Source organism: Paenibacillus castaneae (genome assembly GCF_002884445.1).
In the GTDB taxonomy this organism is placed as follows: domain Bacteria; phylum Bacillota; class Bacilli; order Paenibacillales; family Paenibacillaceae; genus Pristimantibacillus; species Pristimantibacillus castaneae.
In genome coordinates, this window is sequence record NZ_KZ614144.1 from 4,944,420 (window position 1) to 4,969,431 (window position 25,012).

Consider the following 25,012-nt stretch of genomic DNA (forward strand, 5'->3'; position numbering starts at 1 on the left):
CCGCATATCTTGCGTTTATGTAGAAGGGAGCCCATCTATTATGGTTATTCAATCAGAAAATTTCAGCTTCGGCACAACCTCTGAGCTATACGTGGAATATATGAAGCGATCAGAACCTTTTACAATGGCGGACGAGCATTATCATGATTATTACGAAATCTATTATATGCTCTCGGGCAAGCGCATCTACTTTATACGTGATCGTACCTACTCGGTTGAGCAGGGCGATCTGGTGTTTATTAATAAAAACGAGCTTCACAAGACCATGCAAACGGGGGAAGCATCACATGAACGCGTTATTATTCATCTCGATGACTCCATGCTTCAGCAGCACGCTGCCGAGCATGCAGCATTTTTATTAACGCCATTCCAGCAGCAAGGACATATCATACGATTGCCAAGGCAAGAACAGGTGGCAGTCGAGCAGGTCATAAGAAGAATGCTTACGGAAATTGGGCAGAAGTCGACCGGTTATGAGCTATTCCCCAGCCATGCCGTAACCGAGCTTCTATTAACTGCGGCCAGATATCTGCAGCAGCATGAGCCTGCCCCCCTCCATCACGATACTCCCATACATGCTAAGATATCCGAGGTTATCCGCTATATAAACGCTCATATCGAAGAGCAGCTGCGGCTTGGGACGCTTGCCGAGCAATTTTTTATCAGCCCCTATTACTTAAGCCGGATGTTTAAGGAAATGACGGGCTTCACCTTCTCTGATTATGTTGTCTTAACGCGAATTAAAGAGGCACAGAGACTGCTTCGCGAATCCAAGCTGAGCATTACAGATATAGCCGCTTCAGTCGGCTTCGATAACTTTTCTCACTTTGGCAAAATGTTCAAAAAGACAACCCGTCTCTCCCCTCGTGATTATCGCAAGCAGTATATATAGTAAAATCAATTGTTGTCGTAATAACGTATAAATATAGTCACAAAATTGCACTAAAATTAAGATTATAAATGTGATAGATTATATTTGTTGTCATAAAATTATATATGCTTATTGAATACAATAACAATTGGGCTGGGAGAGATGAACCGATGATTCGAATTGGTAAAATCAGCTATTGGCATGTACATGCATGGGAGTATACAAATTATGCTCTAGAGCATCCAGATACAGAGATTGCTGCCGTTTGGGATGAGAACGAAGAGCGCGGCCAAGCAGCCGCTGATAAGCTAGGCGTTCCTTTTCATGCAAGCCTAGACGAAATGCTTAAGAGAGACGATATTGATGCCGTTATCGTAGATGCGCCGACCACGATGCACCAAGAGGTCATGGTTGCAGCCGCAAGAGCAGGCAAGCATATTTTCACAGAGAAGGTCGTTGCACCAACACTTAAAGAAGTTAATGTTATACTAGATGAAGTAACGAAAAATAATGTAAAATTAACCGTATCGCTGCCTCGTCTAAATGATGGGTATACGCTCGCTATCCGTGACATTTTGTCACAAGGGCTGCTTGGTAAGATTACACTCGTACGGGCTCGCCTATCGCATGGAGGCGCAATAGCCGGCTGGCTCCCTGAGCATTTCTACATCCTTGAGCAATGCGGCGGCGGTGCCTTAATCGACTTGGGCTGTCATCCGATGTATTTGACCCGACTATTTCTGAATGAGCTGCCTACGGAGGTATCCGCTCAATTCGGTTATGTGACTGGCAAGGAAGTCGAAGATAATGCGGTGTCCATCTTATCCACTTCATCAGGCGCAGTAGGAATCGTTGAAGCTGGCTTCGTAAACAGTCACTCTCCGTTTACACTGGAAGTACATGGAACAGAAGGAACGCTGCTTTATGGCACACCTGAAGAGAAGCTGCTTCTTCGCACCTCTGCTGCCGGCGCAGAGCTTTCGGAGAAATGGACTGAACAGCCGATTCCAGCGCCAAGAGAGAATGCCTTCAATCAGTGGGTCGGACATATCCAAAATAACACGACCGCTGACGAAAATATTAGCCTAGCGGTTGATTTAACGAAGCTGATGGAAGCATCCAATCGCTCTGCCAGCGAGCATCGCGCTGTTTCATTAGACGAGCTAAGCGAAAACTAAGCAGTATGTAATTGAATGCTCCCAGGAGGAATTGACATGCCTAATTTTCCTTATGAGGTGATGCTTGAGCGGCAGGACTCGCTCGAGCGCTTGGAGCTTCGCATTAGATGGGGAGCGTACGACATCCATGTGCTGCGCTTCCATCTGACGCAATTTCCGCCCGGCAGAATCATCGGATTTCATAAGCATGCGGAATATGAATTTCATTTCATTCCGCAAGGCAAAGGCAAGGTCATCATTGTCGACCAGGAGTATGCGCTCAGATCTGGCATGTTCTACTTAACAGGACCAGACGTCATGCACTATCAGGAAGCCGATCAGCATGAAGCGATGGATGAGCTTTGTCTTCATGTTGACATTATCGAGCACTCCATTCAAGGCGACTGCGATGATCCATCTACTTATGATGATTGGGAAGCCTCGGAGGCTCGCGACTGCATCGAGAAATTAAAAACGCTTCCACTATTTCCGACAGCTGATCTTCACCAAGCGATGCCTCGCTTCCTCGAAGCTTATGAGGCATGCAGTGGAAATTTTGTCGGGAGCTATACGACGATTAAACAAACCGTGATACAAATTTTGCTGCGCGCCGTAAGAGCTTATGATACAGTGAAGGAGCAGAAGCAATTTCCTACTCGCGATATGAAGGCTTACCGTTATCGATTGGCAATGGAGTATATTCACGCCAACTATGACGGGTTCATTACGCTTGAGGATGTTGCAGACAAGCTCAACTTGAGCTCAAGACATATTCAACGGCTCTTCAAGGAACTCCATCATGGACATAGCTTCAGTCGCATTCTAGAAGACATACGGTTGAATGTGGTTTGCCGCGAGCTGCAGGACAGCGAACAATCCATAGAGAAGATCGCCAAGCTTGCTGGCTTCGCGGGCGGCAACTATCTTCACGCCGTCTTTCGCAAGAAATTCGGCGTTACCCCTTCTCAATACCGGAAGAGCTCGCGCAAAAAAATATTGCAATAACATTTCATTTCAATCTTAGGAGGAATTTTATCATGTCAAAGGTATACAAACTAGCTATTATTGGCTGTGGCGGGATCGCAAACGGCAAACATTTGCCAAGCCTCAAAAAACTAAAAAACGTTGAAATTGTTGCTTTTTGTGATATTGTCGAGCACCGCGCTATAGAAGCAGCTGGATTATACGGCGCTGAAGGCGCTAGTGTCTACACCGATTACAAAGAGCTGCTGCAAGACTCCTCCATTGATATCGTTCATGTATGTACACCGAATGATTCACATGCGGACATCTCCATCGATGCACTCGAAGCTGGCAAGCATGTTATGAGTGAGAAGCCTATGGCCAAAACGGCACATGACGCTCAGCGTATGGTTGATGCTGCTCGCCGCACAGGCAAAAAACTTACTGTTGGCTACAACAACCGCTTCCGTGCGGATAGCCAGCATTTGAAGAAGCTGTGTGCAGCCGGAGAGCTTGGCGATATTTATTATGCGAAGGCGCATGCCATTCGTCGCCGCGCTGTTCCAACTTGGGGCGTGTTCCTTGATGAAGAGAAGCAAGGCGGCGGACCGCTTATCGATATCGGTACTCACGCGCTTGATTTAACGCTATGGATGCTCGACAACTATAAGCCAAAAGTCGTACTCGGCTCTTCGTACCATAAGCTTTCACAGCGTGAGAATGCTGCAAATGCTTGGGGACCATGGGATCCTGCCAAGTTTACCGTTGAGGATTCCGCATTTGGAATGATCGTAATGGAGAATGGCGCTACAATCGTTCTTGAATCCAGCTGGGCACTTAATACACTTGAAGTTGATGAAGCGAAATGCACGTTGTCAGGTACTGAGGGCGGCGCAGACATGAAGGATGGCCTTCGTATCAATGGCGAGCAGCATAGCCGTTTGTATACGACCAAAGTTGATTTGAACGCTGGCGGTGTAGCTTTCTATGATGGCAAATCCGAAAGCGATTCCGATCTTGAAATGAGAATGTGGCTGAAAGCGATTGATGAGGATACCGATCCAGTCGTGACGCCAGAGCAAGCATTCGTCGTTTCACAAATTCTTGAAGCAATCTACGAATCATCCAAAACCGGCAAAGCCGTATATCTATAAGTCAAATAGAAGAGCAGCCTTGTGTGTCTGAGAAGACTCTGCAAGGCTGCTCTTTCTTTATGAATGACTATTCTATGAAGAACGATGCCAGCAAAACGACGGGCGCATTATAATCGATTGCGTACTCATTACTCGAATAAGAGCCTCTGACGTCTAAATAGGCTTTGGCTGGGGCAAGCTTATCCTTGACTCGATCTAGATCCGGATCCCCCCCATAGCGATTTGGTCCTCCTACAACCAGACCAGGAATCAATACGCCTGTTGAAGAATTAATACGATGATGAGGCACCACCGGGAAGCGGCTGCCGATACCCGTTACGTAGCTGTAACCGGTAGCGCTGCGTCCAAACACATGATGAAGCTGTTCAAGCGCTGCAGCTTCGTAGGTTTCATTAGGCTGCATCACATTCGCAATCATCAGCAAACACCCGTTAGCTGCTCCTGTCTTGACCGATGCCCACGTATACTCGGTCAATTTGAGCGTGTTCAAGTAGCCGTCAGCTTCCGTTTGCACAATAAGCTCATCTGCCCGGCTCGTTATGGCCTTACGAATCATAACCTTCCACTGATCTTCCGTCTTTTCTGCGTTATAATAGGCCCATTGGCCAAGCAGCTGCGTATTTCCCCAGTTGACTGCTTGCGGTGAGCGTTTGAGCAGAAAATCAAATTGCTTCGTTAGTGTATCGCTATACTTGATATCGCCTGTCGTTCGGAACAGCTCAGCTAATGCCCAGAGGCGCTCCTCTGTATCCGTTGTTTTCCCATAGCCGCCAGAGCCGTTGTCCTGTCCTGGATCTTGGCGGAACAAGGCGGATGGATTAGCTGTAAGGAAGCTTTGAGCTTTCTCAGCAGCAGCAAGCAACATTTCCGAGAATTCATGATCGAACGGTTTATAAATACGTGCGCCAAGTGCCGCAGCCCCAACAAACTGGGCTGTCCCGTAAGAAGTAAGACCAAATACGTATCGCGTTTGCGTATCGGTATCCGGCGTTACAAACCCGGTCCACTCCGCTCCGCTCACTTTGTGATAAACAGCTCCGTCAGCCCGCTGCATACGGAGCATCCATTCAAGCTCAACCTTCACCTCTGCCAGGACGTCAGGCATCGATTGCTGCTTCTCTAAAGACTGGAGCCCTTCAGGCAGCTTCAGCTGACCCATAGGAAATGCGCCCGGATTAAGGTCATAAGCCAGCATAATCTGTGCGACCGTCACAGCCGCAGGAGGGATATACTTGCCATAGTCCCCTGCGTCATACCAACCGCCAGACACATCAATGACAGCTCCCTTATGAGAGACGCCATCGTCGAAGAAAATCTCCGCCTTCGCATCCTGCGTATGTCCGGCCTTCTGCTTCAAGCCCGTTATGGGGTCATCAATATCTACACCTGCTCGCTGCAGGGTATAGGATCGCATAATGGTAGCGAGAGCAGCTTGATAAGGGTTATCTCCTATCTCGAACGGATAAGAGTTTCCAGCACCTTCTACCGCAATCTGATAGACGCCGCTCGTCTGAAACTCAGAGAAATCTGCATGCCTAACTACCTGCTGCGAAGCTTCATCCTGAATCGGATCTGTTAGAATTCCTGTAAATACCTGCTCACCACTTACGGCATCTATTAATGCAAAGGATGCCTCCGCTGGATACTCCCCTTCCACAATGGCAAGCTTTGTGTGCTTCGTTCCATATCCAACCTGATCAACCTTCACCTTTGTGCCTACCTCCGGCTGTGCTGCTGGAGCTGCGCTTGGTTGTACAATCGAATCAGTCGGAGTTGTCGGGCTTCCCTCGTTCATAATCACATCTTTCCCGCCTTTTGATTCAGATACGAACAGAACAAGCAATCCTGCTGCTAACAAAACCATACATCCCGCAATGACGACTAGCAGAGCTTTGCGTCGTCGAAGCATTAGTCAGCCAAAATAATGTCTATACGCTCGATGATGTCAGCTGTTAATTTCAGCTCGCTTGCTTTGCTATTCTCCACAATTTGCTCTGGGCGGCTAGCGCCGACTAAAGCACTTGCAACATTAGGTTGTCTGAGCACCCATGCAATGGCAAGCTGTGCAACAGAGAAACCAAGCTCTGCTGCCAAGCCTTTAAGCTGCTCTACTCGGGATAAATGCCATTCGCTCAAGTAACCGCCTATGTACATATTGGAGCTTGCATCCAGCGCTCGGCTGCCCTGCGGTTTACCGGCTTCTCCGATGCTGTATTTTCCGGTAAGCACGCCCTGAGCCAATGGGGAGAATACAACCTGGCTAATGCCATTCCGTTCACTTAGTGGAATAATTTCTTTTTCTATCGCCCTGTGGAACATATGATATTGCGGTTGATTGACCACGATTCGATCAAGCAAATATTTATCTGCTACTTGTAGTGCTTCTTGAATTTGGGCAGCTGTCCACTCGCTTACGCCTACATACAATACCTTGCCTGAACGAACAAGATCCTCAATCGTTCTCAGCGTCTCATCGACAGGTGTATTTGGATCAAAGCGATGGCAATAATAAATATCGACGTAATCCAAGCCGAGCCGCTTTAAGCTGGCATTCGCCTGCTCCAAAATATGCTTCCGCGACAATCCTCTGTCATTGGGGCCATCTCCCATATCACCGTATACCTTCGTCGCAATAACATAGGACTCACGCGCATATCCGCGCAATGCTTCACCTACAACCTCCTCGGCTTTGCCCCGCATATACACATTCGCCGTATCGAAGAAATTGATGCCTAAATCATAAGCTTGTGCAATGGTTTTGGCTGCTGTTCCGTCATCTACTGAATTACCGTAAGTCAGCCAGCTTCCAAGACTGATCTCACTCACCTTTAATCCTGTTCTTCCAAGTCTCCGATAGTTCATAGTAGCCTCCAACATTTTTATTTTTTTGCCGCTAGTTTATTCTTTTGACTAGCTGCTCTGACTAGTTGGCTGTAACCTCTGATTTCTTGTTCATATCGGCAAGCCATTCGATTTCATGCTTCAACCAACTAAGAAACTGGGAATCTAGCAATCCCTCCGCACGATGTGCCGGTGCCAGGCAGCTTATTCTACCTGCTCCATAAGGATGCCGCCAGCCTGCCACGGACTCTCCATCCTCGGACGCGGATCGAAGAAAAACTTCCGTATGATCCTCGTCGCAATGAACGAAATAATGCTCATCCAGAAACTCGAATGTGTCTGGCTGCGCATCGCCAACCGATGTATAAACGACCCTTTTTTGCTCAGGATGGGACAAGAAATACCCTCGCAGCATTCCCGTATAACTGCCGCTTGGCGGATACGATGCCAGCCCAGAATGCCAAGCCAACCAGCTTCCACCGTTTTCGACATAACTCACAATCTGATCCGATATCTCATCGGTCATCCATGTTAATTCGGGCTGTTCCACAGGAGAGAGCCGATTCTCCGCAAACAGAATGACGACATCGGGCGCATTCTCCAGTTCAGCTGCCAGGCTGGCCGCATCTGCAATAAATCGCAGCTGCAGCTCACCAGAAGCTATTGTATCAGCAAGCGCTTTAAGCAATGATTCGCGCGCGAGCTCCTCCTTGTGATAGAAGTCGCCAACATAGGCAATTATCGTCTTCATTTTCTTACCACCTCTCATTCCAAACGCTCTTTATATGCGCATCTGAGCACCCTGATGATCAATGAACAGGGCGTCTGCTGCCGTTTTCCGCTCTATAATATTCAATATGCCGGCAGCAGAAGCTTTCGCATCGCCCGGCGCCTGATCACCGCCCATATCCGTTTTAATCCAGCCCGGATGAACCGCATGAACGATAATGCCTTGAGTTGACAGCTCTTGGCGAAGCTGTGCGGAGAACATATTCAAAGCCGACTTGGAAAGCGCATACGAATAATCGCCGCCATAAGCGCCGGCAAAGCTGCCCGCTTCCGAGCTAATATTAATAATGCTTTGCTGCTTTCCTTGACGAAGCAACGGCAAGAAATGCTTGAGCACAATAATCGGCCCAAACAAATTCGTTTGGAAGGATTGCTCTACCTGCTCCATGTCCAGCCCTTCAAGCTTTTGATCCCGCCCCAGCAAGATCGCAGCACTGTTAATGACTGCATCCAAACTTTGGAATCGGCTCACCGCTTGCTCATAAGCGTAGCGAACGGAGTTCTCATCTGCAACATCAAGCGGCAGTATAGTTACCTGTCCGGGAAATTTCTCAACCAGCTCCTGCAAACCTTCTGCAGAAGAGCCGGGGCCGCGAACGCCGGCAAGCACATGATGTCCTCGTTCACATGCTTCACCAGCAAGCGCCAAGCCTAAACCACGATTAGCTCCTGTAATCAGTATATTCATAGTAGTTAATTCCTCCTGTAAGTCTCTTCTGTAATGTGCTGCACTCTTGATTTAATAAATGGCTAGTTCTTATCGTTTTCCAGCAGCTCCAGCATGATTTTCAATTGTTTGAATGTATCCATATAAGCATAGCGTCCACCGGTGTACTCACCCTTTTGCACTAGCGCCATTCCGTTTTTCTCCATCAAGGCAACCTTTTCCTTCATTCCGTCAACGACAAAAGCGATATGATGCGGTCCCTCACCATGCTTGTCGAGATGCTCGCGCCAAGTGCTGGGATGCTCATCCGGTTCAATAAGCTCAAGCTGCAGGGAGCCCATATCAAAAAAAGCAAGCTTAGCGCGCGCCACAGATGATTCGCCGTTATACTCGGTTTGAGCTTTCTCTACCGTATCCGTCCAGAACCAGTTCGGCTTCTCCACGCCAAAAAACTCAGCATAAGCAGCTGATGTTTCATCAATATCATGGACTAAAAGTCCAATTTGTGTGATCGTTTTTGTTCCTAGAATATTTTTTTCCATGTATATCCACTCCCTAATCATTATTTTTATCGCGGTTAAACATCGTATATGCTTCAAAAGCAAAAATGCCCTTTAATATATGGTTTACATGCAAGTCATACAGCTTCCACCATCCGCATCCCCCCTTAATAGAAAGCAACGGTACTTGATATGCACAAATACCAAGGCTTGCGTAAACACCTGTTTACACATAAAAAAATAGCTGTTGACTATGTTGAGGCCCAGTTTTATACCCCTGCCTCGGCCATCAGCTTACTAGCCCTATCTATTCCTTGTCTCTCTCGATAAGCGCAGCTAAAAATAGCAGTCCAAAGAAGCGCTTTCAATAAATAAGGCAACACAAGGCAGAGATGCTGCCACTAAATACATCTTCTTCTTGAAGACATAGTGAACACGTGTTTATGGCATATGGTACCAATGATCTGAACAACTGTCAATTCAAATTTACAGGAGGGGGAAATGAGCAATTATATAGCCTTCATCTGAATACGAATGATACTCGTATTTACTGTTTACAAACATGAGAAAATCAGGCCTTGCCGATCACATTCAAACAGCCTGAAACTTAGAAAGTTCCAGGCTGTTATCGGGATTTTATTTTTGGAACCAGGACTAGCATACCTTATTAGAAGTAGGTTATCCTGAGACAAAAGAGCAACTATCTCGTTTCTCTATGAACTGTAACTCTTTTAAGCCGTGGACTGTACTTCTTCAGCTCCAGCCGCTCTGGCGTCGTTCTCTTATTCTTAGTTGTTGTATAGTTGCGGTCGCCCGTTTCTGTACAAGCAAGCGTAACGGTTACTCTCACTGAACTCATCTCCCTATTATCAAATACAGCAGCGTCCTTTTTCCAAACGCCCATCGAATGAGTATTGATTTTTAACTAATCGTCGACTCCATCTGCTCATCTGTTGCATTCGGGAATTGATCCTGAAGACTTCCCCAGTCCTGCTTCATCTCTTCGTCGCTAAGCAGACATTTATCGAGGGAGTCCGTCAGCCCGGCACGGTTCAGTTCAATACCGATAAACACAACTTTATTGATACGGTCACCATACTCCGCATGCCATGCGGCTGCAACTTCTGGTTCTTCCTGCAAAATCATTTCACACTCTTCAGGCGGAAGAGCCGCTGCCCATTGGCCTGCTGGACCGAATTGAATGGAAGGCCCCGCCTGACTAATGCTCTGAGCGAAATCATTGCGCGTAGCAAGCCACATAATGCCTTTGGCCCGAACGACCTCTTCCGGCCATTCGCCCATCCACTTCATAAGTCGCTCGGGGTGGAATGGCTTTACTCGTTCATAGACGAATGAGGATATGCCGTATTCTTCTGTCTCCGGAGTATGTGCAGCTCCATTTAATTCTTTCATCCAGCCTGCCGATTGGCTTGCTTCGTCGAAATCGAATAAAGAGGTGTTTAAAATCTCTTTTGGATCAACTTTCCCCTTAGAGGTGCGGATAAATTTAGCGCGCGGCTGCAGCGTTCGAAGTACGCCCTCCAGCTCAGTCAGCTCTTCTTCGCCAACGAGGTCGCATTTATTCAAAATAAGCACATCACAAAATTCAATTTGATCGATAAGCAAATCGACCACCTCACGCGTATCCCCTATATCTACCGCTTGGCTGCGCTCCAATAGCGATTCGCCTGATGAATAATCCTGCCAGAAATGATAGGCATCGACGACGGTTACCATACAATCCAGTCTGCAAAATTGAGTCAAGTCAATACCTTGCTCTGTATCCACATAGGTAAATGTCTGAGCAACAGGAACCGGCTCGCCAACCCCAGTCGATTCGATTAGAATATAATCAAAACGGTTTTCCTTCGCCAGCTTCTCGACTTCCATAAGCAGATCCTCCCGCAGTGTGCAGCAGATGCAGCCGTTTGACATTTCAACCAGCTTCTCATCTGTACGAGACAATCCGCCTCCGTCTTGAATCAAACCGGCATCTATATTTAACTCGCTCAAATCATTAACGATAACGGCTACCTTTAGCCCATCACGATTATTTAATACATGGTTCATAATCGTTGTTTTACCGGCACCTAAATAACCGCTTAATACCGTTACGGGAATTTTATTAGCTGTCATGCCTATCACCTCTATTTTCTCCACATTTAGAACGTAATCATTACGGTTATGTATCAAATGTTGTTAATCGTAATTATTACGTTTAAATAAGTATAACAACCCCACTCTCTCCCGTCAAGATCGTAATCATTACAAAAAAAGACTGCCCCAGATCGACATGGGACAGCCTCTTCTACAATTATTCCACCCTGATCGCATGCTTCTGAGCCAAGAGAGACAGCTCAGCCGCTTTAAAGGTATGCTCCTGCGTCATCGCATTTTCCGTACCGTTCAAACAGTCCAGTATAAGCTGTCCGAAATATGGAAAACCAACTTTGCCTCCTAGCTGCATATGCTGCTCACCGTCTTTATTGACTAAATAAAGCTGATCGCCTTCTTTTTCCTTTGCAATATCAATATATTTGCGCAGCTCGATATAACCATCCGTTCCTAATATAAGGGTACGACCGTCACCCCAAGTGCCAAGTCCGCTCGGTGTCAGCCAATCAACGCGAAAGTAGCCCGTTGCTCCATTATCTCCAACGACAGTCATATCACCAAAATCCTCAAGCTCCGGATATTCTTTGTTCGCATAATTAGCAACCTTGCTGTTCACGACATTAGCATTATGATTGCCTGTAAAATATAAAAATTGCTCTACTTGATGCGAGCCGATATCGCATAATATGCCGCCGTACTTTTCTTTCTCGAAAAACCATGCCGGACGAGAAGGGGCGTTAAGCCGATGCGGACCAAGTCCAATCACCTGCACAACGCGGCCAATCGCTCCCTGCTCAATTAATTGGCCTGCGAATACAGCACTTTCCACATGTAATCTTTCACTATAATAAACAGCATATTTTTTACCTGTTTCCGTATGAGCAGCACGGGCATCTTCAAGCTGTTCAAGCGAAGTGAAAGGTGCTTTATCAGTGAAATAATGCTTGCCGCTGCGCATGACTCGAACGCCAAGCGGACCGCGTTCAGACGTAACCGCCGCTGCTGCTACAAACTGAACCTCTGGATCAGATAAAACTTGTGCTTCCGATTGTGCCGCCTTCACCTCTGGATATGCACTTACAAATGCTTCAACTTTCTCTGGATCCGGATCGTAAACCCATTTCAAAGTAGCTCCCGCTTCCATGAGTCCATTGCACATCCCATACACATGGCCATGATCAAGGCCTACCGCCGCAAACACAAACTGTCCGGCTTCAACCACTTTATTTGGTTTTCCCTTTGGCGCATACTTCATGCCATCCGCTTTATTCATTTGGACCCTTCCTCCTTGCGATAGGACGAGCGCTCAATTCGCTCCTGCAAATGCTGATAGAAGAGCTCCTCATCAATCGGCAGATCAACCCAGCCATCCGTCCAAGTAGACAACAGCATAGCATTGGACAGCATGAGTCCCTTTATGCCTTCTGCGCCCGGCGCAATAAGAGGTTCATTGAACAAGATTGCATTAACGAAGTTTTGCATAATTCCCTTATGATCCGGATTATTGCCTTTGATCGGAATTTCACATTTCCAGCATTCAGGCTCACCAAAGCCGCCTTTGAAATTTTTGTTGAACTCCGGCTCCGATACAGGAAGCCGCCAGAAAGTTAATGTATTATTTTCGATTACAATTTTACCGCGTTCACCGCTGATTTCAAACCTGTTCGTCCCTGGCGCTTCACCTGTTGTCGTTACGAATACACCAGTTGCGCCATTTTCATATTCGACAAATGCTGTTACATCATCTTCAACCTCGATATTGCGGTGCTTGCCGAAATAACAAAATGCACGTACGCGTTTTGGCATCATACTAATCGTCCATTGCCACAAGTCCAGTTGATGCGGATCCTGATTAAGCAGCACGCCGCCGCCTTCACCAGCCCAAGTAGCTCGCCAAGTGCCTGAATCATAATAGCTTTGAGAACGGTACCAATTGGTTATAATCCAATTGGTGCGTTTTACTTCGCCAAGCTCTCCATCGTCGATTAGCTGCTTCAGCTTCACATATATAGGATTTGTCCGTTGGTTATACATCATACTGAAAACGACATTAGACTTGCTTCCTGCCTCATTCATCTCACGAACCTGCTTAGTATAAACGCCGGCCGGTTTTTCACACAGCACATGCAAGCCGCGCTCGAAGCAAGCAATAGCGAGCTCAGGATGAGAAAAGTGAGGTGTGGCAATGAGAATTGCATCAACGAGACCAGAGTCCATAAGCTCATAAGGATCTGTGAACAAGCCCGCTTCTTCTCCAAGCCGCTCTTTAGCCCATTGCAAGCTTTCCGGCACCGTATCGCTAACTGCCGATACGACTACCCCGCTAACTTCCCCCTTTAATAGGTATGAAAGATGGCCTTTCCCCATATTGCCGAGTCCGATAACGCCTAAACGAACATTCTTCATCGTCATTCTCCCCTTTGTTTTCACTTTATATGATAAATAGGCTGCAATCCTGAAATTCCTGCTATTATGGTAGCACTTCATCGGTTATAACACTTCATTCGAGTTAATGAGTTTAGTCTTTTATTTAACTCTGGTTGGTGTATAATGAGAATATTTACTAGGGGGGTTATGTTATGAGCACGCAGCACAGTATCATCGCACCGTTCACCATTCTTTCATGCTCTGATTTTAATGCTCAAATCCCTTACCACACCCATTTTCATTATGAAATCTATTATTTTCACAGCGGCAAAGTTAATTATCTTATTAATGATCGCATATATGTACTCCAGCCCGGCGATTTGCTCCTAATGCATGGCATGACACTGCATAGGGCTTATGTCGATCCCAGCGTCGCGTATCACCGCACTACCCTTCATTTCGATCCTTTTTATTTTCAACAATTCATCCAGACTCCTTTTGCTTCTGATCTGCTCGCGCCTTTCCAGAAGCTGCAAAATATTAGACTACAGCTGCGCGGGTCTGAAAAATTAGAAATTGAAGCTTCCTTATTGAAGCTCGAGAAGCTCTATTTGCAGCAGGATTCCTTTTCAAAGCAGCGTGTTCAAGCTTTATTGCTTGATCTTCTCATTCTAATCAATCAATTATGCGAGCAGCCGCTTAAGGATAAGCAAACATTTCCTTCCTCTAAGGAGCATCATGTGCAGACCGTGATCTCCTATTTGGAGAGCCATTTTAATGAAGATATTACACTAGAGGGCATTGGGCAAGAGCTTCATCTTAGCAAATATTATTTGGCCAAAACATTCAAGGAAGTAACGGGCATTACCATTTTCCAATTTCTTATGCAGCGCAGAATTTATCAAGCCAAAGTCGAACTGATCAATGGTTCTAGACCTATAACGGACGTAGGCTATGAGGTTGGCTTCAAGCACCCCTCTCACTTTAGCCGCGCCTTTAAGCTTCAAGTAAAATTCACTCCCGAGCAATATCGAAAGCAGCACCAGCTGCAATCTCCTCGTCGCGGATAGGTTTAAACTTAATGATGGAAAATAGTTGACCCATTTAGTTGATAAGCGTATTATTGTTATATCAACTAAATATGAAAAGCAGGTGCGATGAGTGGAAATAAAAGAATCCGTAGGCTATCTCATAAGCAATACAGGCCGTAAATTAAACCATAAGCTTCAGCAGCTATTCCAAGACTACGATGTTACGCCGGAACAATGGTCGCTGCTCGCCTGTTTGCATGAGCATGACGGTATTACACACAAGGACTTAGCCATTCGAATTGAGAAGGACCCCGCTAATATTACCCGCCTTGTTGATCAATTGGAACGTAAATCGCTCGTTAGCCGAGTTGCTAATCCTAGTGACCGACGCTCTCAACTCCTTTATATAACCGAAAGTGGAAGAGCAAGCGTGATAGCGCTCGCGCCTATTGAAGCTTCATTTGTGGAGCAGCTTATTAGTAATCTAACCGAAGAAGAAATTACAGCATTTAAACGGACTTTGTTGAAAATAAACCAAAATTCGGAACGTCACCATTCCTAATTAGCAAGGCCGTCATCCGAGAGGGGAACATGTAATGAATTCCAATAAATTATGGAGTGCAGACTTTATTAAAATCTGTTTAAGCAGCTTTTTTCTTTTCTTTGCTTTCTATACGATGGCAACAGCACTTTCTGATTTTGTAACAAATGGATTAGGCGGTACCAATACACAAACTGGCTTGTCTATGACAGTATTTATTATTGCTGCTGTATTGCTGCGACCATTCGCCGGTCATTTCATTAGCCGATATGGCGAACGGAAGATCGTAATGATATCCTTACTTCTATTTCTATTGCTGTCTATCGCTTATTTAGGCGTTTTCGGCTATGGAATGCTTTTGCTCGTTCGTTTTTTCCATGGCGGCACATTTGCCATAGCAACAACATCTACAAACACAACTGCATTACGTATAATACCTGAGAAGCGTAAAGGTGAGGGAATAAGCTATTTCAGCTTATTCATGAGTCTTGCAATGGTTATGGGACCGTTCGTTGGGTTAACGATTACGACATATGGCGGATTTACCGCTATGTTCGCGATGTGTGCCGTATGCTCCTTGATCGCCTTTGCACTAGGCATTTCAACTAAGCGCCAGCCTAAATCAGTAGATGCGCCCGAAGAGGCTGTGCTGCCCGTCAAACGTAAGATGCATTGGCGCGATTTGATCGAAGTGAAAGCTATTCCAATTGCACTCAGCGGATTCGTAGTCGCCTTCGCTTACAGCGGCTTGGTCACCTTTATGGCTTTATATGCACATGATAAAGCTATTGATCAATATGCCAGCTATTTCTTCGTTTGCTTTGGGATTATGATCGTGCTGCCTCGTCCAATTATAGGGAAATTACTTGATCGCGTAGGCGAGCATGTAATCGTCTATCCAAGCATAGTCATATTTGCGATTGGGTTTATTATGCTCAGTCAAGCCAACTCCCCAACCATGCTGCTCCTAGCGGGTGCTGTTATCGGTCTTGGCTACGGTGCCGTGCTTCCCTGCTTCCAGACGGTGGCCGCGCTTGCCGCTCCGCCTCATCGCCGCGGACTTGCAACAGCAACCTTTTATCTATTATTCGATCTTGGCTACGGCACTGGCTCCTATTCACTTGGAGCATTAGCTTCTGGCTATGGCTATAGTGCAATGTACACACTTTGCGCTGCCGTCATCGCTTTTTCCTCCATCATTTACTTTGTCCTTCACCATAAGCGCCAAAAAACGAAGGCAGCCTCCGAGGACAACGCATATATAGCTTCCTAATGACTAATAGGCTTTATCACTTCATCTTTTTTTATGCTGATAGCACAAAAAGCACACGCCATTGACTGAAATCTTCCCATCGTCAATGGCGTGTGCGCCAATAATTTCAGAACAATAATTGAATTAAGAATTAGTTTTCTGAAAGCCAGCTGTCGAGTATCATTCTTGCTACTGCTGCAAGGACTTGAATATCGATTTTTCCGTTATTGAACATATCGGCCGCTTCGATTTCCTTCCAGTTGGCATCTGTAGACTTCGTTCCATAGTATTTGGAGATGACGGATAGATCATTGATGGTCACACTCGTTTGACCCGGAACTAGAGTAACGATCTTCGTCAGGAATGTTTGCAATGCCGTATTTACGTTTGTTGTCGCTGTGTTCACTTGCCCTTGCGTTGCTGCCGAGCTGCTTAACACTGCTTTAGCGCTCGTAATTGCTGCCTGCAATGCTGCTCTCGCTGCCGCCGGGTATTGACCGATTTTGCTGCCTTCCGTCACTGCGTCATGCTTGCTTTGCGCAGCTGCGATCGCTTTGCTCAGCGCCGCTTTGTCTACAATGCCAGGATCGGTGAGTACTGAATTATTGAACGTAGTCACCGCTGCATTCAGAGCATTCAACGCATCCGCGACTTCCGACTCCGTTGATGCTGCGTTATCGAGCACGACTTTGGCGCTGTTAATGGCGGTCTGCAATATCGCTTTGGAACCGTTCGGATATTGGCCGATATTGTTTCCTTCCGTCGCTGCATCATGCTTGCTCTGGGCAGCAATAATTGCAGCATTCAATTCTGCTTTATCTACATCTTTAATTTGAATGCTGAGAGATACTCCGGCCACTGGCGTTCCCGTACCCGCGTAAGAAACGTTGAAGTCCGATAGCGACACCGTTGTTTCCCCTGCTGCAGCTCCCGCTTTGGTTTTGGCGCGTACGGTTAACAAATCTCCGATTGTACTAATTGCGTTGTCATTTCCTTCGCTGGCCATAATGATTAGAATCTGGCCTTTATCGGCTTTAATCGCCGTCCCTAACACGTTGAAATGATTTCTCAGTGAGCTTAAGGCGCTTTCCGCCAAGGAGAGAGAACCGTTGCTGCCCGTTACGGTGTCGAGTTCCAGCAGGCTCGGATCATAATTCAGGATGACGTTGAGCGTAGTGAAGCTTGAGAGAAGGCTGCTTACGCCAATGGTTAAGTCGAACTGCTGTTGTTGATAGACGGCCTCAGGACCGATTAATGTTGCTGCGGTTACATTTGCTTGTTGACCGCTGATGGCAATCAATGCTTCTCCTGTGACACCGGAGCTGTCATTAGCTGTCGCAATGACTTTCACCACTCCATCCTTAATCGCGGTTAACAATCCTCCAGCACTGATCGTCGCTTTATCCGTTGCCGTTCCGTTCTCGTTAACAACGGACCAGCTGATTGATTTATCAACGGCATTCGCAGGCAATACGTTTGCAGACATTTGCAGCGTACCGCCTTTTGTCGTGATCGCTAAACTTCCATCCGCTCCGGTTACATTAATGGTGGCAACTAAAATGGTAGAAGCAAAGGGTATTAGTCTGCCGTTCAAAGTGAAATTCGTAAATTCAGCAGTTTTGACAGCAATAGCCGAATTGAATTTCCTTGTAAAAATGCCGACCTTGGGATTTGTTAAAGTAATATCGAACGTATCTGCAACCTGAGTCCACTTTGTACCGTCGCTGCTATAATAACCCTTGTAAGTCGTTCCGGTTTTTTCGATTTTCAAATAAATATCTGCGGGTGCCACTTGGTCATCGTAGTTTTTATCCGTTTGCGCGCCATTTTTTATTTGGGAGAACCTGAGCTGCTTGGCAGCACCCGGGTTGGCGCCGTTTGCTTGCCTCCCTAATGTTATTGCATTGCCGTCATCCTGATAGATGATCAATCCGGCCCATTCAAAACCGTTAGTTGCATCGAACTTCACCTTAGAGGTGATCGTGAAGTCGCTCGTATCAGGATTTCTCAGAAGAATATTACTTGGTTTTGATCCACCCCAGCTTCCTTCGATCGTCATTAATCTCATTGCGTCTGGACTGCTCTCTGCGTACCAATTACTGCTGACTTCTCTTACCCACGACCAGCCGCCGTTCAAGTTTTTCCCTGGGCGCGGACCTGGTTCCGGATATTGCCCGTCAAAGCTATACACTCTGACATAATCAACAAGCATTTGTTTTGGCTTCGTCCAATCCGTCGTCGCATCAGGATTTCCCGGCCAATCACCGCCAACTGCCAAATTTAACTGAAGATAGAATAACTGGTCGAATGGAGCTGGGAAAGGGTAATCCGATGGTTTATTGTTGTCTTTGCTGAACCAATCATTTTTTGTTAAATAAAGAATGCCGTCAACATACCATTTGAATTCTCCTGGGGACCATTCCATGCTGAACGTATGGAAGTCATCCGAGAATTTCTGGTTATTGGGCAAGGTATAATTGCCGCCCGTATGTGTCCACGGATTGCCAAAATGGATTGTTCCGTATACCGTGCTCGGATCATGTCCGAGAAACTCCATTATGTCGATTTCACCGCTAACCGGCCATCCACCGTAAACATTTTGGCTGGATGGCATCATCCAGATCGCAGGCCACATTCCTTTGCCTTCAGGTAATTTAGCCCGGACTTCGTATCGACCGTATTTCCAATCGCCTTTCGCTTTCGTCTCCAGCTTGCCAGAAGTATATTGGTTTCCTTGATAAATTTCCTTGCGTGCTTCGATAATTAAATTCCCATTCTCGATACGGACATTCTCGGGGCGATTCGTATAATTCTGCAGCTCGTGATTACCATAACCACCGCCCCCTGTAGTGTAGTTCCATTTGGATTCATCTAACATAGAACTGTTAAACTCATCATTCCACACTAGCGTCCATTGAGAGTTATCCGTATTTCCGAGACTAGTTGCACCTACGCTGCTATCTGCGGCATAAATCGGTGATAACGACGCTACCGACGCAAACAGTACAAAAACTAGAAAAGCTATGATTGTTTTTTTGAATACCATCGTTCAACACTCCCAACTATTTCATATCTAAAAATCTAAGAATGAGAACGACGGCTTCCGCCCGGGTAGTGTTATCTTTTGGAGCAAATAGATTGTTGCCTTTACCACCCACTAGCCCCGCATTTGCTGCCGCTGCAACAGATTTCTGAGCATAAGCAGGAATCTTCCCGGCATCGTTGAATGTCAACTTCGCTTCTGAATTCGCATTCAAACCAAATGCACGAACGAGAATGGTCACCATTTCGGCACGGGTAATCGGTTTATCACCACGAAACGTATTATCCTCAAACCCGTAAATGATTTTCGCTTTAACGGCTGTCGATACAGATGCTCTCGCCCATGCTGGTATTTTGTCGAGATCAGTGAACGTTAGCTCGTTCAACTCGCTTAAAGGCAATTGCAGCGAGCGCATCAGCATAGTCACAAACTCGGTACGAGTAACCTGTCCTTGTGGACGGAATTTGCCGTCGTTGTAGCCTGTGACAATCCCAAGCTCAACGGCTCGCAGAATGGATGCTTCTGCCCAGTGCCCTGCAATATCATTCAACTGCGGTTTGCCGATCGTTATGGACACTCGCACTCCTACGTTCTGCGATGTCTTCTCCAATTTGGAATTGACAAGATTCACATCTTTGATCTCGATTGCGGCATTCCCCGTGCCGATCGATTGAAAAACCAACGAAAAAAACGTCAAATCACCGTTATCTCCGGGTATTTCACCTATTTTCGTATGCGCAAATGTAAGATGGTCTCCGTTGACGATCGGACTGACTGTAAATCCAGTACCGGCACTTTTCGCTTCCTTAAACTTCAATCGCTTGGAATCGAATACGATATTGAATTCGTAGGCGAACACATCGGTGAGATTTGTTCCCTTGACAGTAACCTGAATCTCTTTACCCAAATCCGTTTTATTGCCCGTAATTAGGGCAAACGATGGAGCACCTGCGGCCAGCATCGTTTGCGGCAGCAACCAAGCAAAGCATAACAATAGTGCCAATCCAAGCAGCAACAATTTGCTTATCATTATTCTTTTCATTCCCATTTTCGCCCTTTCCATTGAATCAAGGAGGATGGCATCAAGCCATCCTCCTCAATCATCAAATTAATTGTCTAGAAGCCAGTTGTCGAGTATCATTCTTGCTACTGCTGCAAGAACTTGAATATCAATTTTTCCGTTATTGAACATATCGGCCGCTTCGATTTCCTTCCAGTTGGCATCTGTAGACTTCGTTCCATAGTATTTGGAGATGACGGATAGATCATTGATGGTCACACTCGTTTGACCCGGAACTAGAGTAACGATCTTCGTCAGGAATGTTTGCAATGCCGTATTTACGTTTGTTGTCGCTGTGTTCACTTGCCCCTGCGTTGCTGCCGAGCTGCTTAACACTGCTTTAGCGCTTGTAATTGCTGCCTGCAATGCTGCTCTCGCAGCCGCTGGGTATTGACCGATTTTGCTGCCTTCCGTCACTGCGTCATGCTTGCTTTGCGCAGCTGCGATCGCTTTGCTCAGCGCCGCTTTGTCTACAATGCCAGGATCGGTGAGTACTGAATTTTTGAACGTAGTCACCGCTGCATTCAGAGCATTCAACGCATCCGCGACTTCCGACTCCGTTGATGCTGCGTTATCGTGAACGGCTTTGGCGCTGTTAATGGCGGTCTGCAATATCGCTTTGGAACCGTTCGGATATTGGCCGATATTGTTTCCTTCCGTCGCTGCATCATGCTTGCTCTGAGCAGCAATAATCGCAGCATTCAATTCTGCTTTATCTACATCTTTAATTTGAATGCTGAGAGATACTCCGGCCACTGGCGTTCCCGTACCCGCGTAAGAAACGTTGAAGTCGGATAGCGACACCGTTGTTTCCCCTGCTGCAGCTCCCGCTTTGGTTTTGGCGCGTACGGTTAACAAATCTCCGATTGTACTAATTGCGTTGTCATTTCCTTCGCTGGCCATAATGATTAGAATCTGGCCTTTATCTGCCTTGATTGCCGTCCCTAACACGTTGAAATGGTTTCTCAGTGAGCTTAGCGCACTGTCCGCCAAGGAGAGAGAACCGTTGCTACCCGTTACGGTGTCGAATTCCAGCAGGCTCGGATCATAATTCAGGATGACGTTGAGCGTTGTGAAGCTCGAGAGAACGCTGCTTACGCCAACGGTTAAGTCGAACTGCTGTTGTTGATAGACAGCCTCAGGACCGATTAATGTTGCTGCGGTTACATTTGCATGTTGTCCGCTGATGGTAATTAATGCTTCCCCTGTGACACCGGAGCTGTCATTAGCTGTCGCAATGACTTTCACCACTCCATCCTTAATCGCGGTTAACAATCCTCCAGCACTGATCGTCGCTTTATCCGTTGCCGTTCCGTTCTCGTTAACAACGGACCAGCTGATTGTTTTATCAACAGCATTCGCAGGGATTACATCTGCAGTCATTTGCAATGCGCCGCCCTTGGCTGTAATTGCACTCACGCCGTTCGTACCGGAAACGGTGATTTTTGTTACCGGTACCGCATGTGTACCGTCTCTGTAAACATAAATTTCAAAGATTGACCACCAGCTTGAATTCGTGCCCTTCTGGACGATCTTTATAAATCGAGCGGTTTGATCTACGAAATCCGAGATGACTAAGGGTCCTGTAGCCGTTTGGCTGACGATAGCGTTCCCCCAATCATTCCCATCATTCGATACGTAGATTTCATAGCTTCGGGCATAGTCGGAGCTGGTACCCGAATCCATCACGAGCTTGTTGAAGTTTTGACCATGCTTCATGTCGATGATGATCGATTGACCCGGGGCCATCGCTGCACCTGAAGACCAGCGTGTGGACATATTGCCATCAAACAAGTTGGCAGGGTTGTCGTTAACCGGGTTTGTAATTGCTGTCCACCCGTTCCGATCCAGCGATATTTCAGTATCCGTGTAGACACTGAATTCGTTGACGGACCACCAGCTTGATGAAGTTCCCGTCTGTACGACTTTAATGTACCGGGTCTTTATGGCTTCATCGAAATCCAAGGTGAGAACTGCTGCACTGTTCGTATCGCTTGATACGATCGGATCTCCCCAGTTCGTTCCGTCATTCGAAGCATACAGTTCATATCCTCGGGCATAATCGTTGCTTGGCGAATTGATAACGACTCTGGAGATGGTCTTGGCTTCCTTCATATCTATGATGAAATACTGGTTCGGGTCAGGTTTCATCGGGGTACCCGTCTGCCAAACTGTGCTCGTATTCCCGTCAATCAACTTAAAGGCATCCGTGCTGCGCAATGGAGCTTCCGCTGTCCAGCCGATCTGGTTATACGAAATCAACTCTCTTTGCGTAGTTGCACTAGAGCCATCGCTATGAGCTGACCGATTACCGGAAGAATCCCACGCAACAATCGTGTAGGTGTAAGTCGTCTTAGCCATCAGCCCAGAATCGCTGTACGTGGCTGAAGTCGAAGATCCGACCAGCGTTCCGTTACGGTAAATATCGTAGCCATCAACGCCAACGTTGTCTGTTGACTCGGTCCAGGTGAGATTGATTTGCTTGCTCGTTACTGCCGTTGCCTTTAGGTTTGAAGGTACGCTAGGCGGCTCATTATCCCCTGAGACATAATGTGTAAGGGTTTGCCGCATAGCGCTAGCTGGCGAGTTGGCATAGACCCTGCCGCCCGTACCGTTGATCATATGCGTGATTTCACTTCCAGCCACCCCGTTCAGCCAGATCGTTGTGATATGGTGAATCTTCACACCTTCCACTTTAGGAACTTCCATTGCGTTCTCCAGCTTGACCGCTGCATCTCTAAAGAAAGAATAAATACCAAGACCCCAAGCTTCGTGGGTCAGTACGCTGTCTGCTACCTTATAGGAAGCGTATCCGTTAACTGTTCCATTATGACTCATCCAGTCTTCCTGTTTCTGTGGATCGTAAGGTATTTCGGACTGATAGAAATACAACCGTCCGTCCTCACCATTCCATAGCGTTTGATACTCCTCGTGGTGCTCGTTAAACAAGCCGTAGATCGTGACGCGGTTTCCATTTACAACCAGACCATTTTTACTGACATTGGTATCCCAACCTGCTCCAGCGCCATGGTCCGCTCGCCAAATCCAGAAATGGTCGCCGATGACGTCATTACTGTTGATTTGCAGGCCGACATCCGCCGCTCCAGCTGACATCCCGCCAATTCCGAAGAATAGATCGGATAGAACAATCGGATTTGTGGAGTGATCCTTTATACTTCCGGCAGTTCCAACCTCCAATAGAGTTGAAGATTTCATCTGTCCAGCTATGAATAGCAGCCCTGAAATGCTTACACCATCTACATCGGCCACCTTAATTGCAATTTGCCCGTTATCCGGCACAATGGATGCATATCCAAGACCCATGATAACAGTGTCCGGTCTTGTGATTTGAATCGTTTCGCTCATATGGTAAATGCCTGGGGTAAAGATCAGATTCTTGCCTTGATTCAATGCATTGTTAATATCTGATGCCGATGAGGTATTTGGCTTCGCAATGTAGAATTGATCAATTGAAATGGATTGTCCCGGTGTTGAGCCGTTCGCCCAGCTTACCCCTTTCGTATCCCTCTGTAATGACGGAACAAAAACTTTATATTCGCCGGTGCTGTCAACATAAAGGTAAGGTTTCTCCTTCATTACCGGTGTTTTATCAATAACAGTATAGGGTTCAGTCGGAAATTTCCCCGAAGGAGGATTCGTATCGCCAACGAACATCATGTTCCACACGCCATTTGACCACGAAGCATATTTATCATTTCGAGAGAAAAATTGCTGCTGTGACGCAGGAATAATTTGACCGTCAATTATCGAATCGGCAATATAGCCTCCACTAGCCCAACCTGCATTCCACGATGGGTCAAAATCAAATAGGAGGAGATTCCCGTTTATGTGCACACGGCGCATGGGTGCCGCTTGCGAAACTGCGAATTTCGCGTCTCCCTTAACAGGAGGGCTTTTGGTAAGGTCTAGAGGATTGATTCTCAAGTTTTCAATCGAGCGCCAGAAATTTCTGGTAGCATTGCCGTTATCCCATTTGGCGTCTGCGTTGACCCCGCCGTTAATCGTGACATCATCTGGATTCTGTCCCAATCCGGATACTTGAGTGTAGAAGCCTACGTTGACATTAAGCTTATCGTAGGTTCCTGGTTTAAACAAAAGCGCGTACCGATTATTTCCGAATTCTGCCCTTTCCTGCGTATTGAATACTAAATCGGCAGCTGCCTGAATATCGGTAGTCGGCATGGAAGGATCAAAGACGTACACATTGGGACCAAAAATGCTGTTCGTGGCCTCGCTGATACTCGGCGGCGCAGCTGCATGGGAATGGGCAGGTTGAATTGAGATCGAACCTATCGCAATAACAAACACAGAAAAGAGCGACAATAGCCTTTTAGTCATTACACTTCGTTTCAGCACTTTCTATACCTCCTAGACAAATGATTTCACTTCGATCCAGCAGAACACAGGACTAGTATAAGGTGGACCAAAATACAATAATACGTTACATTTTTGCGATAATATGCGTCATTTTTATGGTAATGTAAGCGCTATCACAAAATGTGACACCGTTCGATTAAATTACCCATTTACCTCACTTGTCTCCATGCGTCGTGGCATTAGCTTGATTGGCTTTCTAGCTCCTAGTTGAAAAAATAATAAATGACCATTGCTTCTTTACCCTCTCCAGATGAATCAAGGAG

At 46.5% G+C, this 25,012-nt stretch carries 19 protein-coding genes; 7 read left to right on the plus strand and 12 right to left on the minus strand.

Features of this window, described 5'->3' with window-relative positions; all coding sequences use genetic code 11:
• Positions 1-40 precede the first annotated feature (40 nt).
• From CEF13_RS22200 to CEF13_RS22215, 4 genes are all read left to right on the plus strand, one after another.
• Entirely contained in the window at positions 41-892 is an 852-nt protein-coding gene (locus CEF13_RS22200) for an AraC family transcriptional regulator (RefSeq protein WP_102714087.1), read from the plus strand.
• A 149-nt stretch (positions 893-1,041) separates the two neighbouring features.
• Positions 1,042-2,049 (plus strand): Gfo/Idh/MocA family protein, encoded by a 1,008-nt coding sequence (locus tag CEF13_RS22205; protein WP_102714089.1) that lies wholly within the window; start codon positions 1,042-1,044, stop codon positions 2,047-2,049.
• A 36-nt stretch (positions 2,050-2,085) separates the two neighbouring features.
• Entirely contained in the window at positions 2,086-3,033 is a 948-nt protein-coding gene (locus CEF13_RS22210; protein ID WP_102714091.1) for an AraC family transcriptional regulator, read from the plus strand.
• 32 nt (positions 3,034-3,065) lie between these two features.
• Positions 3,066-4,145, plus strand: a complete 1,080-nt coding sequence (locus tag CEF13_RS22215) for a Gfo/Idh/MocA family protein (RefSeq protein ID WP_102714093.1) — start codon at positions 3,066-3,068, stop codon at positions 4,143-4,145.
• A 67-nt stretch (positions 4,146-4,212) separates the two neighbouring features.
• On the opposite strand, the gene CEF13_RS22220 is transcribed toward CEF13_RS22215, so the two are convergent.
• The 9 genes from CEF13_RS22220 to CEF13_RS22260 form a co-directional block, all read right to left on the minus strand.
• Positions 4,213-6,003: a glycoside hydrolase family 9 protein gene (locus tag CEF13_RS22220; protein ID WP_166742758.1), complete on the minus strand. Its 1,791-nt coding sequence runs from the start codon at positions 6,001-6,003 to the stop codon at positions 4,213-4,215.
• Between the two features lie 50 nt (positions 6,004-6,053).
• Positions 6,054-7,007, minus strand: a complete 954-nt coding sequence (locus CEF13_RS22225) for an aldo/keto reductase family protein (RefSeq protein ID WP_102714097.1) — start codon at positions 7,005-7,007, stop codon at positions 6,054-6,056.
• A gap of 61 nt (positions 7,008-7,068) precedes the next feature.
• On the minus strand, positions 7,069-7,737 hold the full coding sequence (locus tag CEF13_RS22230) for a ThuA domain-containing protein (RefSeq protein WP_102714099.1): 669 nt from the start codon (positions 7,735-7,737) through the stop codon (positions 7,069-7,071).
• 30 nt (positions 7,738-7,767) lie between these two features.
• Positions 7,768-8,463, minus strand: a complete 696-nt coding sequence (locus CEF13_RS22235; RefSeq protein ID WP_102714101.1) for an SDR family oxidoreductase — start codon at positions 8,461-8,463, stop codon at positions 7,768-7,770.
• Between the two features lie 62 nt (positions 8,464-8,525).
• Positions 8,526-8,984, minus strand: coding sequence for a VOC family protein (locus tag CEF13_RS22240; protein WP_102714103.1), 459 nt, complete (start codon positions 8,982-8,984; stop codon positions 8,526-8,528).
• A 658-nt stretch (positions 8,985-9,642) separates the two neighbouring features.
• Entirely contained in the window at positions 9,643-9,792 is a 150-nt protein-coding gene (rpmG, locus tag CEF13_RS22245) for a 50S ribosomal protein L33 (RefSeq protein WP_102716506.1), read from the minus strand.
• Positions 9,793-9,863: 71 nt separating this feature from the next.
• Positions 9,864-11,078, minus strand: a complete 1,215-nt coding sequence (locus CEF13_RS22250; protein WP_102716507.1) for a GTP-binding protein — start codon at positions 11,076-11,078, stop codon at positions 9,864-9,866.
• 178 nt (positions 11,079-11,256) lie between these two features.
• The gene (locus CEF13_RS22255) at positions 11,257-12,330 is read right to left on the minus strand and encodes a Gfo/Idh/MocA family protein (RefSeq protein ID WP_102714105.1); all 1,074 of its coding nucleotides are present in this window, start codon (positions 12,328-12,330) and stop codon (positions 11,257-11,259) included.
• The gene (locus CEF13_RS22260) at positions 12,327-13,463 is read right to left on the minus strand and encodes a Gfo/Idh/MocA family protein (RefSeq protein ID WP_102714107.1); all 1,137 of its coding nucleotides are present in this window, start codon (positions 13,461-13,463) and stop codon (positions 12,327-12,329) included. The genes CEF13_RS22255 and CEF13_RS22260 overlap by 4 nt, the downstream gene beginning before the upstream one ends.
• Positions 13,464-13,636: 173 nt before the next feature.
• On the opposite strand from CEF13_RS22260, the gene CEF13_RS22265 reads away from it, so the two are divergent.
• The 3 genes from CEF13_RS22265 (at position 13,637) to CEF13_RS22275 (ending at position 16,269) form a co-directional block, all read left to right on the plus strand.
• Entirely contained in the window at positions 13,637-14,494 is an 858-nt protein-coding gene (locus tag CEF13_RS22265; protein ID WP_102714109.1) for a helix-turn-helix transcriptional regulator, read from the plus strand.
• Between the two features lie 91 nt (positions 14,495-14,585).
• On the plus strand, positions 14,586-15,017 hold the full coding sequence (locus tag CEF13_RS22270) for a MarR family winged helix-turn-helix transcriptional regulator (protein ID WP_102714111.1): 432 nt from the start codon (positions 14,586-14,588) through the stop codon (positions 15,015-15,017).
• Between the two features lie 34 nt (positions 15,018-15,051).
• On the plus strand, positions 15,052-16,269 hold the full coding sequence (locus CEF13_RS22275) for an MFS transporter (protein WP_102714113.1): 1,218 nt from the start codon (positions 15,052-15,054) through the stop codon (positions 16,267-16,269).
• Positions 16,270-16,399: 130 nt separating this feature from the next.
• Here the strand turns inward: CEF13_RS22275 and CEF13_RS29060 are convergent, their stop codons facing one another.
• The 3 genes from CEF13_RS29060 to CEF13_RS22290 form a co-directional block, all read right to left on the minus strand.
• On the minus strand, positions 16,400-19,294 hold the full coding sequence (locus CEF13_RS29060; RefSeq protein ID WP_102714115.1) for a family 16 glycosylhydrolase: 2,895 nt from the start codon (positions 19,292-19,294) through the stop codon (positions 16,400-16,402).
• 16 nt (positions 19,295-19,310) lie between these two features.
• Positions 19,311-20,333, minus strand: coding sequence for an S-layer homology domain-containing protein (locus tag CEF13_RS22285; protein WP_166742759.1), 1,023 nt, complete (start codon positions 20,331-20,333; stop codon positions 19,311-19,313).
• Positions 20,334-20,399: 66 nt separating this feature from the next.
• Positions 20,400-24,728: a discoidin domain-containing protein gene (locus tag CEF13_RS22290; RefSeq protein ID WP_102714119.1), complete on the minus strand. Its 4,329-nt coding sequence runs from the start codon at positions 24,726-24,728 to the stop codon at positions 20,400-20,402.
• Positions 24,729-25,012: the final 284 nt, after the last annotated feature.

Bases quoted from the DNA above. Each gene is read 5' to 3' on its own strand.
- CEF13_RS22200 (WP_102714087.1), top strand. From the start codon at position 41: ATGGTTATTCAATCAGAAAATTTCAGCTTCGGCACAACCTCTGAGCTA.
- CEF13_RS22250 (WP_102716507.1), bottom strand. From the start codon at position 11,078: ATGACAGCTAATAAAATTCCCGTAACGGTATTAAGCGGTTATTTAGGT.
- CEF13_RS22255 (WP_102714105.1), bottom strand. From the start codon at position 12,330: ATGAATAAAGCGGATGGCATGAAGTATGCGCCAAAGGGAAAACCAAAT.
- CEF13_RS22240 (WP_102714103.1), bottom strand. From the start codon at position 8,984: ATGGAAAAAAATATTCTAGGAACAAAAACGATCACACAAATTGGACTT.
- CEF13_RS22275 (WP_102714113.1), top strand. From the start codon at position 15,052: ATGAATTCCAATAAATTATGGAGTGCAGACTTTATTAAAATCTGTTTA.
- CEF13_RS22210 (WP_102714091.1), top strand. From the start codon at position 2,086: ATGCCTAATTTTCCTTATGAGGTGATGCTTGAGCGGCAGGACTCGCTC.
- CEF13_RS22265 (WP_102714109.1), top strand. From the start codon at position 13,637: ATGAGCACGCAGCACAGTATCATCGCACCGTTCACCATTCTTTCATGC.
- CEF13_RS22225 (WP_102714097.1), bottom strand. From the start codon at position 7,007: ATGAACTATCGGAGACTTGGAAGAACAGGATTAAAGGTGAGTGAGATC.
- CEF13_RS22215 (WP_102714093.1), top strand. From the start codon at position 3,066: ATGTCAAAGGTATACAAACTAGCTATTATTGGCTGTGGCGGGATCGCA.
- CEF13_RS22260 (WP_102714107.1), bottom strand. From the start codon at position 13,463: ATGAAGAATGTTCGTTTAGGCGTTATCGGACTCGGCAATATGGGGAAA.
- CEF13_RS22285 (WP_166742759.1), bottom strand. From the start codon at position 20,333: ATGAAAAGAATAATGATAAGCAAATTGTTGCTGCTTGGATTGGCACTA.
- CEF13_RS22235 (WP_102714101.1), bottom strand. From the start codon at position 8,463: ATGAATATACTGATTACAGGAGCTAATCGTGGTTTAGGCTTGGCGCTT.
- CEF13_RS22230 (WP_102714099.1), bottom strand. From the start codon at position 7,737: ATGAAGACGATAATTGCCTATGTTGGCGACTTCTATCACAAGGAGGAG.
- CEF13_RS29060 (WP_102714115.1), bottom strand. From the start codon at position 19,294: ATGGTATTCAAAAAAACAATCATAGCTTTTCTAGTTTTTGTACTGTTT.
- CEF13_RS22205 (WP_102714089.1), top strand. From the start codon at position 1,042: ATGATTCGAATTGGTAAAATCAGCTATTGGCATGTACATGCATGGGAG.